Source organism: Lactobacillus kullabergensis, assembly GCF_000967195.1.
Lineage (GTDB): Bacteria > Bacillota > Bacilli > Lactobacillales > Lactobacillaceae > Lactobacillus > Lactobacillus kullabergensis.
On record NZ_KQ033871.1, the window covers coordinates 824,910 to 840,761 of the forward strand.

Genomic DNA, 15,852 nt, shown 5'->3' on the forward strand with positions numbered 1-15,852 from the left:
AAGTGTCACAATAGTAAAAAATTGTGGCACTTTTTGAATTATTTTATTATTTTAAACCATTTTTCTGCATTTCATGCAAAGTTTCGTATTGTTTTTTTAATCCTTTTTCAATTTTAGAATTACCTTTAGGTTGAAAATATTTTTTCCCAACCAGTTTATCTGGTAGATACTGTTGTGGTACCCAATCGCTTGCAAAAGAGTGAGGGTAAATATAACCTTTGCCATGCCCTAATTTTGTGGCTCCAGAGTAATGAGCATCTTTTAAGTCCGCCGGTATTCCGCCATAATCTTTATTTTTTACATCTTGCAAGGCTGAATCAATGGCACTAATAGCGCTATTGCTCTTGGGCGATAATGCCAATTCTATTACTGCATTAGCTAAGGGGATGCGCGCTTCTGGAAATCCCAGATTCTTTGCTGCTTGAATGGCAATTTGTGTGTGCTGCACAGCAGCGGGATTTGCTAGACCGATATCTTCATAAGCAATTACACTTAATCGTCGGCAGATTGCCACTAAATCTCCTGATTCAATTAATCTGGCCAAATAATGCAAAGATGCATCCGTATCAGAACCACGAATTGATTTTTGGAAAGCTGATACCAAATCATAATGACCGTCACCTTTGGCGTCAAAGTTTTGACTGCGTAACTGAATAGAATTAGCCATTTCATCTTGATTTATAGTTATTTCATCTTCATCATTTTGACCAGCTGCAATCATTTCCTGCTTGGTTGATCGCACTGCCAGTTCCAGTCCATTTAATGTGGCGCGTAAATCACCGTTGCCTTTTTGCACCAATAATTCTCTGGCATCATTAGTTAATTTTACATGGTATTTTCCTAAACCATTTTTATCATCTATAAGCGCACGGTCAATTGCCTTATTTACGTCTTCTTTTGCCAGTGGTTTTAGTTCAAAAATCTGACAGCGAGAACGAATAGCGGGGGAGATAGCAATATAGGGGTTTTCAGTTGTCGCCCCAATTAAAATAATTTGTCCTGACTCTAAAAGTGGCAAGAGAAAATCCTGTTTCGTTTTATCTAACCGATGAATTTCGTCTAGTAACAGTATGACAGTTCCACTTAATTTTCCTTCAGCTGCTACTTGTTCTAACTGCTTTTTGCTATCAGTGGCAGCGTTAAGCTGGCGAAAGGCATATTTAGTGGAGCCTGCAATAGCACTGGCAATACTGGTTTTGCCGATTCCAGGGGGGCCATAAAGAATCATCGAAGATAGCATTTTGGCTTCGACCATTCTCCGAATAATTTTTCCGGGACCAATTAAATGTTGTTGACCAACAACTTCATTCAAATTTTGCGGTCTCATTCTATAAGCTAATGGCTTCATTTAATTGTCTCCGTGGAAAAGCCTATGCCAAAAGCCAGCTTTTTTTTGATTTATATTAGCAAGCTGAGCTTTTGGCATTTCCGGTGGATAAACTTGACTTATTTCAATGCGCATTTTGTTAATGGCACTGGAAGCTACCACTAAAATTGCTGAATCATCAGGCCCCGTTTTAGCTGTCTCATTATTAACAATGGTAAAAGAAGTTTCGTATTTGCTACAATAAGTTTCTACCTGATCAACAAAATTATCATGCAAATTACCGTTTATCAGTATATTGTAACCGACATAATCTTTGAAATGCTGTAAAAAAAGGCTGGTTAATTTGGGATCCTGCACTTCAGAATTAGTCATTCTAACCAAAACTCGTTCACGAAGAGACCCTAAAAATCTTCTGCGTTCGTCAGGTTTTGTCTGTGGTGTGATGCCTTGTGCAGCATTTGAAACTCTGGTATTTAAATCTTCAGTCATTGATGAGATTTCCTTTCGGGTAGCAAAAACCCCTCTCCAAGTAGGAAAGGGGTTTTGTGAAAATGTAGAAATTAAAGTAACTTGTTGTAGTATTCAACAACTAGAGCTTCGTTAATTTCTGGTTCCATTTCATCACGTTCTGGAAGACGAACAAGTGAACCTTCTACTTTGTTCTCATCAAATGAAACAAAGGATGGACGGGATACAACTGCTTCCAGTGCATCCTTAACTTGTTGCAAGTTCTTTGACTTTTCCTTGAGGCCAATGGTTTGACCAACCTTGACTTCGTATGAAGGAATATCAACACGCTTGCCATCAACAGTAATGTGACCGTGGTTAACCAATTGTCTTGCCTGTTCTCTAGTAGTAGCAAAACCTAAGCGGTAAACAATGCTGTCTAAGCGACATTCAAGCAAAGCCATAAAGTTAGTACCGTGTTCACCTTCACGAATCTTACCAGCACGTTTGAACAAAGTTCTAAATTGACGCTCGTTTAAACCATACATCCAACGTAACTTTTGCTTTTCGTGCAATTGCTCGCCGTATTCTGATAAACGACCACGTGAATTAGGACCGTGTTGACCAGGAGCGTAGTTACGACGGCTAAGCTCCTTACCAGTGCCTGAAAGTGAGATTCCTAATCTTCTGGAACGTTTCCAACTTGGACCTGTATATCTTGACATAAAATCCTCCAATAAAATCTGATAACAGTTTTTGGAGTAAAATAATTACGTATAAGCTTAACATTCGTGCATCTTAATTTTCATTTTCGCCTATTGCAGCGTCGGTTACTCGTTCACTAAAACGTATTAAGATGTTGACGTTCTTGCCACTTATAGCTGCAAATATTTTACACGTTTTATATTATAGTTGTATTGACTTATTAAAGCAAGGAAAACATTGACTGCTTTAATTATTATAGGAAAAAAAAGAAAATTTGGTTTATAAAGACATATAAAAGTCAATATTTTGTTTAAAAGTAAGGTAGCATTTATCAATACTGCATATCAATTTTTATAGCATAATGAAATATGCTAGTTTAAAAAACTCTTGCCCACAATAATGTAGAAGTTTGGTATAATTGGGTTAGTTTTGGAGGAAGAATATGTCATCGACTCAATCCATAGTTGTAATCATTGCAATTTTAATCATTATTATAATTATAGCACTTATGATCATAGTCAATCGACGCCAATTAAGGCAGATTCTTGAATTGGACGATTTGATCACTAAAATTGCCAAAATGCATTTAGAAACAGACATTATTAATCTGGATAAAATGGATTTAGCAGGTGAGAGTCTGACCACACTGACTACTTGGCGCAAAAGCTATGAGCAGGCATCAACTAAAAAAATTCCTGCTGCACAGAGTTTTCTTGAACAAGCTGCTGACCAAAACGCTCATTATCAAATATTTAAGGCCCACAAAAATATTAAACAGGCTCAGGAAATCATGGGTTCAACTTATAAAGACGCTAAAAACACAAAGGAAGTTTTTACCGAATTACTTGAATCAAACCGTGAAAACCAAAAGCAATATAATGACTTATTCAATCAATTTAAAGAATTGCGTAAGGGGGTTTTGGCAAATTCATACGAATATGGTACTGCACTTGATAAAATTGAAACTGATTTGACCAATATGGAAACTGACTTTTCAGAAGCCAAGAGTTTGACTGCTCAAGGAGACCAGGTTGAGGCAAAGCGTATTTTATCAAAGATTAAAGTAGCTTTGACAAATATCAGTTCCGTTCTTCCAGAAGTTAAAAATGCGTGTCACCAAATTGATACAGTTTTTAAAGACCAACTGGATGAGCTTTCTGATAGTTATAAGAAAATGATGTCTTCAAAATACTACATTACTCAAGTTGACGTTTTAGCCGAAATTAAAAAAATTCGCGGTCAAGTGGCTGATGCAGCAAGATTACTGACAGAATTAAAAATATCTGATTTAAACACAAGTATTGCAAAAATCAAAAAGGAAATTGCTGCTCTATACGATACTTTGGCTAATGAATATAAGGCAAGACCTTTTGTAGAAGAAAATCAGGACAAAATCCAGAGACTTCTTGCTCATGAACAGGTTGAGTCCAAAAACTTAGTGGCCAAATTGCGTCACATCGATGAGAGTTACGAGCTTACGCATAATGAGCTTGCTACCAGCAGACAACTAGAGCAGGAAGTCAATGACATGGAACGGCAATATACAGTTGACACGCAAAATGTTGCTGATGGCAAAGGAGTTTATTCACAAATCAAGTCATCGTGGTTAAACATGCTTGACCGTCTACGTGAAATTAGCAATCAGCAAAAGACAATGTCGCAAGACGTCGATGGCCTTTATGATTCGGAGAATGTTGCTAATGATTCAATCAATCGTTTTAAACAAGAAGTGTCTTTAGTTTATCGGCGGTTAGAACGTAAAAATTTGCCAGGTAATCCGGATTCTTTTGTTCAAATGTATACTCTAGTTGTTAATGAAATCGGTCATGTAGCAAAAGAATTGAGTCAAGTTCGTTTAAATATGGAAAAAATTTCTCAGGAATTAATCCAAATCTCTGATGACGTTGAAAGACTAAAAAGAGAAGCTGATGACATTATTAATTCTGCGGATTTAGTCCAACTGACTTTGCAGTATTCAAACAAATATTCTGACAATGGTTCAATACAAAGTGCTCAGAAAAAGGCAATGGATCTTTATGAGCAGGATTATAATTATAAGGATGCTCTTGATACCATTGCAACTGCTATTGAAAAAATGGAACCGGGTTCGTACCAGCGTTTAGAAAATTTATATTATTCGGATAAGAAAAATAATGACTAAATACTGCTAACTTTTTGTTGAAAAATTTCAGCTTTAAAATTTGTAAATGATTTTAAGGCTTTTTTATTGCTAATGAATAAATAATTGAAGCTGAGTTTATTTTAAGTTACAATTTATAAGTTAATAGCTGACCTTGTAGTGTATTGGAGGAGAAATTCCGTGATTTACTTTGATAACAGCGCCACGACCAAAATTGATCCTGCTGTTTTAGCGACTTATGATAAAGTAGCACAAACTATTTGGGGTAATCCATCTAGTTTACATAAACTGGGAGACCGTGCTTACCAACTTTTGGAAAGCTCGCGTAAACAGATTGCTAATCTTTTGGGTACAAAGCAGGATGAAATTTTCTTTACTTCCGGTGGTACAGAATCAAACAATTGGGCTATAAAGGGCACAGCATTTCAAAAACGTCAATTTGGCAAGCATCTCATTACATCGAGTGTTGAACATGCTTCTGTCGCTAATGCTTTTAATGCGCTGGAATACATCGGTTTTCGCGTAACTCACTTGCCAGTTGATAAACAAGGGCGTGTCAATGTCAATGATTTGCGCAATGCTCTTGATTCTGACACCACATTAGTTTCAATAATGGGTGTCAATAATGAGATTGGTTCAATCCAGCCAATTGATGAGATCAGTGATTTATTGTCTAACTATCCGACTGTGAGCTTTCACGTTGATAATGTTCAGGCATTGGGTAAAAATATTTGGTCACGAGTTTTTACTCCTCGTGTTGATTTCTCTAGCCTTTCCGCCCATAAATTTCACGCACCCAGAGGTACTGGTGTCCTTTATAAAAAAGAAGGCAAGATGCTGGATCCCTTACATGATGGTGGCGGACAGGAAAAAGGTCTTAGATCTGGCACAGAAAATTTGCCGGCGATAGCGGGGATGGCTAAGGCTGTACGCTTACTTTTAGAAAATGAACCGGAAAAAGCCGCGAGAGAGGCTGCTATTAAGGAGAAAATAGTAAATTATTTGCAGGGCAAGCCTGGCATAACTATATTTTCTCCTGTCGATGACAATTTTGCGCCTCATATTTTATGTTTTGCACTTGAAGGCATCAGGGGAGAAACTTTAGTCCATACACTTGAAGAATATGACATTTATACTTCCACTACTTCCGCATGCTCCTCTACTAAAGTTGATCAAGCCAGCACATTAGTAGCAATGCATGTTGATGATAAAATTGCCACCAGTGCAATTCGTCTCAGTTTTGATGAATCCAATACGCTTGATGAAGCGGATGAGTTTATAAGAGTTTTTGACAAAATTTACCGTCATTTTGCCCCAATTAATCATTTAGGAGAATAGATTTTTTATGAAATATACTGAAATAATGGTGCGTTACGGTGAGCTTTCAACAAAAGGAAAGAACCGGAAAGATTTTATCGGTCGCTTAGCCGGTAACGTTACTAAAGTGCTGCGTGAATTTCCACAGGTTGAAATTCACCCACGCCATGATCGGATGCATATTGTTTTAAACGATGCTCCTTTTGAAGAGGTCGACCAACGTTTAAAAAAAGTTTTTGGCATACAAACTTATTCACCAACAATTAAAGTAGAAAAAACGCTGGCGGAAATTGAAAAAACTGCACTTGCTTTAATGAAAGAAACTTTTAAAAAAGGAATGACTTTCAAGGTTAACACTAAGCGCAGTGACCATCAGTTTTTATATGATACTAATGAATTGAATAAAATGGTTGGTGACTACCTTTTTTCACACATGGATGATCTAAAGGTAGAAATGAAACATCCTGACATTGTGCTCAGAATTGAAGTGCGTAAAGATGCAGTTTACATTTCTAACCAGCTGCTTCATGGCGCTGGGGGAATGCCAGTTGGTACTGGTGGTCGAGCTGTCATGATGCTATCTGGAGGCATTGATTCGCCAGTGGCTTCCTATCTTGCCCTAAAACGTGGTGTTGATATTGATATGGTGCATTTTTACAGCCCACCATATACTACCGAAAAAGCTTTGAATAAAGCTAAAGAATTAACCGGTATTTTGGCTAATTATGCTGGTAAAATCAATTTCATTGCAGTACCGTTTGCAGAAATTCAGGAAACCATTAAGGAAAAAATTCCCGAGGGCTACTTGATGACTGTGCAAAGAAGATTCATGTTACAGCTAGCTGATAAAATTAGAGCTAAAAGAAGAGGATTGGCTATTTTTAATGGTGAGTCTGTTGGGCAAGTCGCTTCACAAACTTTAGAGTCAATGGCGGCAATTAACGATGTAACCACTACACCGGTCGTCAGACCAGTTGCTACAATGGATAAAACCGAAATCATTAAATTAGCAGAAGAAATTGGAACATTTGATTTATCTATTCAGCCGTTCGAAGATTGCTGCACCATTTTTGCACCTCCTCGTCCAAAAACAAAACCAAAAATTGAAAAAGCACGTGAATTTGAAAATCGCCTTGATGTAGATGGCTTAATTGAACGTGCACTGGCGGGCATACAAGTGACTTCGATTTATCCAAATGATAAGTTTTTAGCAGATAAAGCAAAAGAAGATGCTTCACTACTTTAAAAAGTATGTTATAATACGCCCAAAGCAATAATTGAGAGGTATTAACCTTATAGATAGAGAAAGGCTCGTTGATGGTGAAAAGCCGAATGAAGGTTAATTGGTAGCTCGATTGGACTGGTTGGCTGAACTGAAAGTAAGCTAATCCGGCAAATGTGCCGTTATCATTTTTAAGAGAAGCAGAATTTATTCTGCTTAACCTTAGGTGGTACCGCGGTTAATTATATCGTCCTAGACATTTTGTCTAGGACTTTTTTATTGGGAGGAGAATTATGACAGATTTAGCACCAAAATACGATCCGAAAGAAGTCGAACAAGGCAGATACCAAAAGTGGCTTGATCAAGACTTGTTCAAGCCATCCGGGGATAAAAAAGCACACCCATATTCTATTGTTATTCCGCCACCAAATGTTACTGGCAAACTTCACTTAGGGCATGCCTGGGATACAGCAATTCAAGATACATTAATTCGACTCAAAAGGATGCAGGGTTATGATACTTTGTATCTTCCAGGGATGGATCATGCAGGAATTGCAACTCAAGCTAAAGTTGAAGCAAAATTACGCAAACAAGGCAAAGACCGACATGAAATGGGTCGTGAAGCTTTTGTTAAGCAAGTTTGGGACTGGAAAGATGAATACGCTGCTATTATAAAGAGTCAGTGGGCAAAATTAGGTCTGTCTCTCGACTATTCCAGAGAGAGATTCACTTTGGATAAAGGCTTATCCAAGGCAGTTCGTCGCGTTTTTGTGCAACTGTATAATGAGGGTCTAATTTACCGTGGTGAATATATTATTAATTGGGATCCGGAGCTGCAAACAGCTTTAAGTGACATTGAAGTTATTCACCAAGACGATAAAGGTGCTTTTTACCATATTAAATATCCGTTTGCTGATGGTTCCAGTTTTGTTGAGATTGCTACTACTCGTCCTGAGACAATGTTCGGTGATACTGCCGTTGCTGTGGCACCTGGAGATGAACGCTACAAGGATATAGTGGGCAAGGAACTGATTTTGCCAATAGTAGGACGTCATATTCCAATTATTGAAGATCAACACGTTGATCCAGAATTTGGTACTGGTTTGGTAAAAATTACTCCGGCTCATGATCCTAATGACTTCTTGGTAGGCAATCGTCATAACTTAAAACGGATTAATGTAATGAATGACGACGGTACTATGAACGAAAATGCCGGTAAGTATGAAGGTATGGACCGTTTTGAATGCCGTGAAGCATTGGTTAAAGATTTAAAGGAGCAAGGCTACTTAATTAAAGTTAAGCCAATTGTACACTCAGTTGGACACTCGGAACGTTCTGGTGTTCAAGTTGAACCACGTCTGTCAACTCAATGGTTTGTTAAGATGAAACCTCTAGCGGATAAAGTTTTAGAGAATCAAAAAACTGCGGGCAAAGTCAATTTTGTACCAAAGAGGTTTGAACAAACTTTAAATCATTGGATGGAAGATGTTCATGACTGGGTAATTTCACGTCAATTATGGTGGGGACACAGAATTCCAGCTTGGTATAACAAGAAGACTGGCGAAATGTATGTTGGCGAAGAAGCACCAAAAGACATTGAAAACTGGAAACAGGACCCAGATGTTCTAGACACCTGGTTTTCAAGTGCTTTATGGCCATTTTCAACATTAGGCTGGCCTGATGAAGATTCTGCTGATTTTAAACGCTATTTCCCAACTGATGCTTTAGTTACCGGTTATGATATTATCTTTTTCTGGGTTTCACGGATGATTTTCCAGAGTCTGCATTTTACCCACAAGAGACCATTTAATGATGTTGTTCTTCACGGCTTGATTCGTGATGAACAAGGTCGCAAGATGAGTAAATCTCTGGGTAACGGTGTTGATCCAATGGATGTTATTGATCAATATGGTGCAGATGCTTTACGCTGGTTCTTGCTCAATGGTACAGCTCCTGGACAGGATACACGTTATAATCCTAAGCAATTGGCATCTGCATGGAACTTCATTAATAAGATTTGGAATGCTGCCAGATTTGTGATTATGAATTTACCAGAAGATGCAAAAGCAGCTCATATGCCTGATACCAGCAAGTTTGATCTGTCAGACAGCTGGATTTTTGACCGCTTAAATCACACTGTAAGTGAAGTAATTCGTTTATTTGATGATTATCAATTTGGTGAAGCTGGGCGCGAACTTTATAACTTTATCTGGAATGATTTCTGCGACTGGTATATCGAAATGGCCAAAGTTGCTCTTAATGGTTCAGATGAAGAACTGAAGACTAGAAAACAAGAGAATTTAATTTGGATTCTTGATCAAATTTTACGTTTGCTTCATCCAATTATGCCATTTGTGACTGAAAAGCTGTGGCTATCAATGCCTCATGAAGGCAAATCAATCATGGTTGCGAAGTACCCTACACCTCATGATGAATTTGTTAATGATCAAGCAAGGCGCGATATGGCTTTCTTGATCGAAATTATTAAAGCTGTACGTAATATTCGAATGGAAGTTAATGCACCACTTTCTTCACCGATTGATATTATGATTCAATTAGAAGACAGCAATAATGAACGGATTTTGACTGAAAACGAAGATTACGTCAAGAATTTCTTACATCCGAAGAACCTGACTATTGCTGCCAATATAACTGCTCCAAAATTAGCTAAAACTGCTGTGATTGCAGGAGCTCAAATTTTTGTTCCACTAGCCGATTTAGTTAATATTGATGACGAAATCAAGCGCATGACAAAGGAGGAGAAAGATCTCCAAGCTGAAGTTGAACGCTCAACCAAAAAACTGAACAATCAAGGCTTTGTAGCTCACGCACCAGAAGCAGTAATTAATAAGGAAAAAGCTAAAAAAGCTGTTTATGAAAATCAACTGCAAAGTGTTCAGGAAAGAATTCAAGAATTAAAGAAGAGTGAATAATGTGACTTTTACTAAAGCTCAAGATGTGATTAATTATTTATATTCACTTCCTAAATTACATGAAAAGGCAGATCTATCTTACATAAAAAAAGTGCTGACCTTTTTGGATAATCCGCAAGATAAAGTTAAAACAATTCACGTCACGGGCACTAATGGTAAAGGATCTACTTCATACTATTTGAGCAGCTTGCTGCAAAAGGCCGGTCAGAAGACTGGCCTTTTTGTTTCGCCATATGTATTCGAATTTAACGAACGTATTCAATTAAATGGGCAAAATATTAGTGACGCAGATTTAGTAAAGACAGCTAATGCCATAGAATCAGCTTTGACAAAAATTCGTAAAACAAACAACAATTTTTCTTTAGTAACTTTTGAGTATGAAGTGGTAATGGCCTTTTTCTATTTTGCAAGAAAAAAATGTGATTATGCTGTCATAGAAGTCGGTATAGGCGGTGAACATGACAAGACAAACGTGATTACACCTGAAGTCAGCATAATTACCACGATTGGTTTAGATCATGAACAAATTATCGGACCCACACTTCAGGATATTGCGCGTGAAAAAAGTGGAATAATTAAAAGGAATCGTCCTGTAGTTTTGGGTAATATTTCTAAAGAGGTGTTGCCCATAATTCAGCAAAAAGCACAAAAAGAACATGCGACAATAAAACTATTAGGAAAAGATTTTAAAATTTCCTTGCAAGAAAATTTAACTTATCAAGATCAAAATAAGAAAATTTCCTTTTTACCCAGACCTTTAGTAGAAGGTTATGATGTAGGTATCGCTATTTCTGCTGTTAGCCTTTTGGGAGTGAAACTTTCTGCAGCTGAAATTAAAGAGGCAATAAATCAAACCAAAATTCCTGGTCGTTATCAAATAGTGCAAAATAACCCATTAGTTATTCTTGATGGCGCACATAATATTCAAGCCATGCAAAACCTGCTTAATTTTGCTCATTTTGACCAGAAGAAAAAACAGGGCAAAGTTAAAGTTTTGATTATGATGATGAAAGATAAGGATATTGAGCAAGTATTTAAATTGTTTAAACCAGAAGATGAAGTATACATTACAACAATTGATTATCCTCGTGCAGCCAAGAAAAAAGATTTCCCGACTTGGATTCAAGAAAAATACCAATACCAAGCTGACTGGGAAACATCTTTTAGGAGTTTAAAGCAGAAGAGTCAAACAAATGATATACTGCTAGTGACGGGATCGTTTTATTTAGTCGGAAATATTTTACAAATGGAGACAAAAAATGCAGGTTCAAGGTCTTAATGATGAAATTAAGGGAATATTATTCGATATGGACGGATTGCTAGTCAATTCTGAAAATTTGTATTGGGAAGCTAACATACAGGCTGCTAAAGAAGCAAATCTAGGTACCCCAGACGATATCTATCTTAAATTAGTTGGCTCAACAACCACTGATATGGACGATTTTTATCGTAAATACTTTAAAAATAAGAAGCAGCGGGACCAATTTATTAAGCGTACGGATGAGTTGGTGTGGCAGTGGACCGAGGAAGGTAAACTAAAATTACGCCCCGGAGTCCAAGAAGCTCTTGATCTTTTTCAAAAAGCTGGTTTACCTATGGCAGTGGTTACCAGTAACACCGAAGATGTGGTAGAGCATAATTTGTGGGCAACAGGTAGCCGCAATTATTTTCAGTTTCATTTAAATTATGATGATGTTAGAAAAAATAATGTTCAGCCAAAGCCTGCTCCGGATATTTATCTTTTGGCTGCTCAAAAATTACATGTTCCTCAAAATAAAATTCTAGCCTTTGAAGATTCTTCTCCCGGATTGCTTGCGGCCGTTAATGCAGGTTTAAAGTGCGTAATGGTGCCTGATTTAATTCCGGCAAGTAAAAACGACTATCAAAATGCTGCATTTGTCTGTAAAGATTTTTATGAATTTCTGAAAAAGGTTTGTTAATTTTCAACGTATTTAATAGTGAAAGGAATGGTTTTATGGAATTGATAAAATCTAATCACTATTTATTGAAAACTGACTGGGAAATGTTAAACAGCCTTTTTGCTGAGTTGAAAGAACGTGGAATAGAGAAGTTCGATGAACTTTTTATAAAACTGACAGAGCTAAAAATCATGAATTTCGATGATTTGCTCAAATATATTTCTGGCAGTCAATGCGATAAAAATTTAGCTGTTCTTTGTGAGGGACTGCTTGAAAGACTGAGGTCGGCGGTTCCAGATCGTGAACTTATTATGACATCCAGTGATGAAGTAGGTACCTATTTATTGGATAAGTTGGCTGGTCGTAAACAAGAAGAGCTTTGGGCAGTTTATATTGATAACAGTAATCATATTGTTGCTGAAAAAAGATTATTTCAAGGAACTTTAGATAAGTCAATTGCTCACCCACGGGAAATTTTCCGTTGGGCAGTAATTTATGCCTGTGCTGGCTTTTTTGTGGTTCATAATCATCCAAGTGGCAATTTAATTCCATCAAAAAGCGATATAGAGCTAACAAAAATGCTTTTTGCAGCTTCTGAATTATTTCATATTGACTTTCTTGATCATTTTATTGTGGGGAAGGGACAATATGTGAGTTTGCGTGAACGGCAATTATTTTAAATTCATCTTAAAGTTACATTTCATTTTCTTTTTTAAGTTGCACTTTATGCTATAATTATTCAAGATTTAGAGACTGCAATAATTAAGGAGAGATTTACGTGTTTGGATTAGGAGCAAAAAATATTGGCATCGATTTAGGGACGGCCAATACTCTTGTTTATATGGAAGGCAAAGGAATTGTTTTAAGGGAGCCTTCTGTTGTGGCTAAAAATACCCATACTGGAAAAGTAATTGCGGTAGGGTCAGAAGCAAGAGAAATGATCGGAAGGACACCGGAAAGCATAGTGGCTATCAGGCCAATGAAAGATGGTGTAATTGCTGATTATGATACAACTGCCTCTATGCTTAAGTATTTTATAGAAAAGACTGTAGGCAACTCCAAACCTTCAGCTATGATTTGTGTACCTTCGGGAGTAACTGAAGTTGAAAAACGGGCAGTTATTGATGCCGCTCGTGTAGCTGGTGCGCGTGAAGCCTTTGTAATAGAAGAACCGTTTGCAGCCGCCATTGGAGCTGGATTGCCAGTAATGGATCCTACTGGTTCAATGGTCGTGGATATTGGTGGTGGGACTACTGATGTAGCAACGATTTCTCTTGGTGGAATTGTTTCATCTACATCAATTCGTCAAGCTGGTGATAAGTTTAATACTGCAATTGTAAATTATGTACATTCAAATTTTAATCTTTTGATCGGTGAAAGAACCGCTGAAGACATAAAAATCCAAATTGGCTCCGCTTCAGTTGAAAAGGCAGAAGGAATTGAATCTGTCAATATTCGTGGACGTGATTTAGTTACCGGATTGCCAAAATCAGTTGATGTTAAAGCAGTTGATGTTTCAAAAGCAATTCAAGATGTTGTTCAAGATATTATTGTTGCTATTAAAGAAACTCTAGAACAAACCTCTCCTGAAATTGCAGCGGATGTAATTGATCATGGTATTGTGCTAACTGGTGGCGGTGCTTTACTTAAGAATTTGCCAGATGTTATTTCAGAAGCTACTAAAGTTCCAGTATTTATAGCACAAGACCCATTAGATTGTGTTGCAGTTGGTACAGGTGAGTCTCTGAAAAATATTGAAGTAATGCGTAGAAGTCGCAGATAATACAAAAAGTCGGCTATTATTGCCGATTTTTCTTTAGGGACTGTTTCCAAATGAAGAAATTTTTACAGAATAAAAAACTGTTGTCAGCATGTCTTGCAGTTATTGTAGTATTTATAGTTTTAGGTGGTAGTGTTAGCTTGCGTAATAAGCGCAACACTCCATTAATTATTCAAAGCTTTGGTAATGATATAGTCGCTGTAGGGTCAAGGATTATTGATTTTCCTCTTAGTTTTGTGTCTGGCAGTTTAAATAATGTGCATGATTTGCTGAATACTCAAGATGAAAATAACTATCTTAAGAGCCAAATAACCGATTTGGAACAAACAAAGGCTCGTAACTCAAGTCTTGAAGCTGAAAATAAACAACTTAAGTCCGCTTTAAAGTTAAAAGAAACTTTAACTGACTATAATATGGTTCAAGCCTCGGTAATTTCGCGTTCACCAGACAGCTGGACAGACCTTTTGGTTATTAACAAGGGAACTACTTCTGGCTTACGTAAAAACATGGCCGTGATGTCGGGCGGTGGAGTTATTGGTCGTATAATAGAAGTAAATGCTGCTTCTGCCAAGGTGGAATTAATTACCACTAGTGACAAGTCGGCAAACCGTTTTGCAGTTCAAGCTCAAGCCACAAATGGAAAAAAGGTTCATGGCATAATTACAGTGATAGGTAACAAGACTTTAGCCTTTACTCAAGCAATGGATAGTAAAAAACTTAAGCGTGGTACGAAAATTTACACTAGTGGAATGGGTGGTAATTCTCCTAAAGGATTATTAGTAGGAACTATTTCTGCTACAACACATGACTCATTTGGCTTATCTGATTTAATCAAAATAAATCCAGCTGGCGAATTAAACGATCCTTCAGTTGTCACTGTTATCAAAAGGAAAGTGAACGACTAATGAAGACACTGCGAAAATTTACTCTTGTCTTAGCATTATATGTTGCTATAGCTATTAGTGGCAGCTTGTCCTTTTACCTGCATCAGTTTTTCTCATTTGGCAAAGCTTCTAACTTATTAGTACCTGTTAGTATGATGCTAATCGCGCTATTTGATGACACTAATGATAAAGAAATTTGGTTGGCTTTAGGTGCAGGTATAGTCAGTGACATTTATTTTTTTGGCATTATAGGTATTTACGCAATTATTTTGCCAATAGTTTCATGGCTATTGCAAAAATCTGCACGATTTTTGCCTGAGGTATTTTGGGCCAGAGTTCTAGCAGTTTTAATTGCTTCTGTTCTAACTCAAGGCTTCATGTGGCTGATTTTGAATATGACAGGTTTGTCAAGTATTGGTATTTTGAAGCTGGTGCAAAGTATTTTGCCAACTCTGTGCTGGGTATTTATATTTATTTGTGCCACCTATAAATTATGGTGGAATCTGGCTCTTAACTATCCTTTTATGGTTAATTTAGAAAATTACCGGCAATAAAAAACGTGAGATATAAGTCTCACGTTTTTTATTCGAAAAAGCCAAAGCTTGATAATGCACCAACAGCCTGCATTACAACTGCCGCTAATGTAATTATTGCCATCAGCCAAGCCATAGCAATTGTTAATTTTTGAAATTTGGATCTCTTTTTCTTATGTCTTCGCGTCATTGATTGACCTCCTACTTGAACAATATTTTATGCTACTTAATAGTTTTTTTCAATCGCGGAGTAAGATAAAATAGATATTAAATGATAGAGGATGTAGCCAATGTTTTTAATTATCTTGATACCTGTTATAGGTCTTGCTTTAGCTTATATTGTTAATAAAATGTTTCCTAAAGCTCAATTTAGGGGATATGACCTATTGCCTTTCTTTTTTATATATGCATGTCACTTAATTACCATGCACCAAAAAAGACCTGAGTTTTTGCCTTATGGTTTCTTCGTTTTTTTCTTCTTAGTTATAGTTATAGCAATATCTGATGCTGTTAAAAATAAAAATCTCTCTTTAAGTCAAACTCTGCGTAAAATCTGGGATTACTTAACTGTGAATACTATTTTTTGGTATCTGGGTCTATTATTTTTGATGATATAGTCAAACTTTTTAATAAAAAAATTTTAAA

Annotated in this window: 15 protein-coding genes; 11 read left to right on the forward strand and 4 right to left on the reverse strand. The window is 36.9% G+C overall.

Annotated features, from left to right (window positions below):
- Positions 1 to 46 precede the first annotated feature (46 nt).
- From JF76_RS04410 to rpsD, 3 genes are all read right to left on the reverse strand, one after another.
- Positions 47 to 1,348, reverse strand: a complete 1,302-nt coding sequence (locus JF76_RS04410) for a replication-associated recombination protein A (protein ID WP_045927976.1) — start codon at positions 1,346 to 1,348, stop codon at positions 47 to 49.
- Entirely contained in the window at positions 1,349 to 1,816 is a 468-nt protein-coding gene (locus JF76_RS04415; protein WP_045927977.1) for a YueI family protein, read from the reverse strand.
- 71 nt (positions 1,817 to 1,887) lie between these two features.
- A complete protein-coding gene (gene rpsD, locus JF76_RS04420) occupies positions 1,888 to 2,499 on the reverse strand; it encodes a 30S ribosomal protein S4 (protein ID WP_045927978.1) in 612 nt (203 codons plus the stop codon).
- A 422-nt stretch (positions 2,500 to 2,921) separates the two neighbouring features.
- Here rpsD and ezrA point away from each other — a divergent pair, with 422 nt between their 5' ends.
- The 10 genes from ezrA (at position 2,922) to mreD (ending at position 15,228) form a co-directional block, all read left to right on the forward strand.
- The gene (gene ezrA, locus JF76_RS04425; RefSeq protein ID WP_045927979.1) at positions 2,922 to 4,640 is read left to right on the forward strand and encodes a septation ring formation regulator EzrA; all 1,719 of its coding nucleotides are present in this window, start codon (positions 2,922 to 2,924) and stop codon (positions 4,638 to 4,640) included.
- Between the two features lie 159 nt (positions 4,641 to 4,799).
- Positions 4,800 to 5,957 carry a cysteine desulfurase family protein gene (locus JF76_RS04430; protein ID WP_045927980.1) on the forward strand — a complete coding sequence of 386 codons (1,158 nt, stop codon included), beginning with the start codon at positions 4,800 to 4,802 and terminating at the stop codon, positions 5,955 to 5,957.
- A gap of 7 nt (positions 5,958 to 5,964) precedes the next feature.
- Positions 5,965 to 7,182, forward strand: coding sequence for a tRNA uracil 4-sulfurtransferase ThiI (gene thiI, locus JF76_RS04435; RefSeq protein WP_045927981.1), 1,218 nt, complete (start codon positions 5,965 to 5,967; stop codon positions 7,180 to 7,182).
- 269 nt (positions 7,183 to 7,451) lie between these two features.
- Positions 7,452 to 10,091: a valine--tRNA ligase gene (locus JF76_RS04440; protein ID WP_045927982.1), complete on the forward strand. Its 2,640-nt coding sequence runs from the start codon at positions 7,452 to 7,454 to the stop codon at positions 10,089 to 10,091.
- A gap of 1 nt (position 10,092) precedes the next feature.
- Positions 10,093 to 11,370 carry a bifunctional folylpolyglutamate synthase/dihydrofolate synthase gene (locus tag JF76_RS04445; RefSeq protein WP_045927983.1) on the forward strand — a complete coding sequence of 426 codons (1,278 nt, stop codon included), beginning with the start codon at positions 10,093 to 10,095 and terminating at the stop codon, positions 11,368 to 11,370.
- On the forward strand, positions 11,351 to 12,031 hold the full coding sequence (locus JF76_RS04450; protein ID WP_045927984.1) for an HAD family hydrolase: 681 nt from the start codon (positions 11,351 to 11,353) through the stop codon (positions 12,029 to 12,031). Before JF76_RS04445 ends, JF76_RS04450 begins: the two co-directional genes overlap by 20 nt.
- 35 nt (positions 12,032 to 12,066) lie before the next feature.
- Positions 12,067 to 12,690: a JAB domain-containing protein gene (locus JF76_RS04455; protein ID WP_045927985.1), complete on the forward strand. Its 624-nt coding sequence runs from the start codon at positions 12,067 to 12,069 to the stop codon at positions 12,688 to 12,690.
- Between the two features lie 98 nt (positions 12,691 to 12,788).
- Positions 12,789 to 13,793, forward strand: coding sequence for a rod shape-determining protein (locus JF76_RS04460; protein ID WP_034979431.1), 1,005 nt, complete (start codon positions 12,789 to 12,791; stop codon positions 13,791 to 13,793).
- 50 nt (positions 13,794 to 13,843) lie between these two features.
- Complete coding sequence (mreC, locus tag JF76_RS04465; protein WP_045927986.1) at positions 13,844 to 14,695, forward strand: rod shape-determining protein MreC; 852 nt, start codon at positions 13,844 to 13,846, stop codon at positions 14,693 to 14,695.
- Positions 14,695 to 15,228 carry a rod shape-determining protein MreD gene (gene mreD / locus JF76_RS04470; RefSeq protein WP_045927987.1) on the forward strand — a complete coding sequence of 178 codons (534 nt, stop codon included), beginning with the start codon at positions 14,695 to 14,697 and terminating at the stop codon, positions 15,226 to 15,228. Before mreC ends, mreD begins: the two co-directional genes overlap by 1 nt.
- 28 nt (positions 15,229 to 15,256) lie before the next feature.
- Here the strand turns inward: mreD and JF76_RS10085 are convergent, their stop codons facing one another.
- Positions 15,257 to 15,397 (reverse strand): DUF4044 domain-containing protein, encoded by a 141-nt coding sequence (locus tag JF76_RS10085; RefSeq protein ID WP_081945343.1) that lies wholly within the window; start codon positions 15,395 to 15,397, stop codon positions 15,257 to 15,259.
- A gap of 100 nt (positions 15,398 to 15,497) precedes the next feature.
- On the opposite strand from JF76_RS10085, the gene JF76_RS04475 reads away from it, so the two are divergent.
- The gene (locus tag JF76_RS04475; protein ID WP_045927988.1) at positions 15,498 to 15,824 is read left to right on the forward strand and encodes a DUF3397 domain-containing protein; all 327 of its coding nucleotides are present in this window, start codon (positions 15,498 to 15,500) and stop codon (positions 15,822 to 15,824) included.
- Positions 15,825 to 15,852 lie beyond the last annotated feature (28 nt).

What these genes read in the sequence shown, in the direction of transcription:
- JF76_RS04415 (WP_045927977.1), bottom strand. Translation starts at nt 1,816, where the DNA reads ATGACTGAAGATTTAAATACCAGAGTTTCAAATGCTGCACAAGGCATC.
- ezrA (WP_045927979.1), top strand. Translation starts at nt 2,922, where the DNA reads ATGTCATCGACTCAATCCATAGTTGTAATCATTGCAATTTTAATCATT.
- mreC (WP_045927986.1), top strand. Translation starts at nt 13,844, where the DNA reads ATGAAGAAATTTTTACAGAATAAAAAACTGTTGTCAGCATGTCTTGCA.
- JF76_RS04410 (WP_045927976.1), bottom strand. Translation starts at nt 1,348, where the DNA reads ATGAAGCCATTAGCTTATAGAATGAGACCGCAAAATTTGAATGAAGTT.
- JF76_RS04440 (WP_045927982.1), top strand. Translation starts at nt 7,452, where the DNA reads ATGACAGATTTAGCACCAAAATACGATCCGAAAGAAGTCGAACAAGGC.
- JF76_RS04475 (WP_045927988.1), top strand. Translation starts at nt 15,498, where the DNA reads ATGTTTTTAATTATCTTGATACCTGTTATAGGTCTTGCTTTAGCTTAT.
- thiI (WP_045927981.1), top strand. Translation starts at nt 5,965, where the DNA reads ATGAAATATACTGAAATAATGGTGCGTTACGGTGAGCTTTCAACAAAA.
- mreD (WP_045927987.1), top strand. Translation starts at nt 14,695, where the DNA reads ATGAAGACACTGCGAAAATTTACTCTTGTCTTAGCATTATATGTTGCT.
- rpsD (WP_045927978.1), bottom strand. Translation starts at nt 2,499, where the DNA reads ATGTCAAGATATACAGGTCCAAGTTGGAAACGTTCCAGAAGATTAGGA.
- JF76_RS04455 (WP_045927985.1), top strand. Translation starts at nt 12,067, where the DNA reads ATGGAATTGATAAAATCTAATCACTATTTATTGAAAACTGACTGGGAA.
- JF76_RS04450 (WP_045927984.1), top strand. Translation starts at nt 11,351, where the DNA reads ATGCAGGTTCAAGGTCTTAATGATGAAATTAAGGGAATATTATTCGAT.
- JF76_RS10085 (WP_081945343.1), bottom strand. Translation starts at nt 15,397, where the DNA reads ATGACGCGAAGACATAAGAAAAAGAGATCCAAATTTCAAAAATTAACA.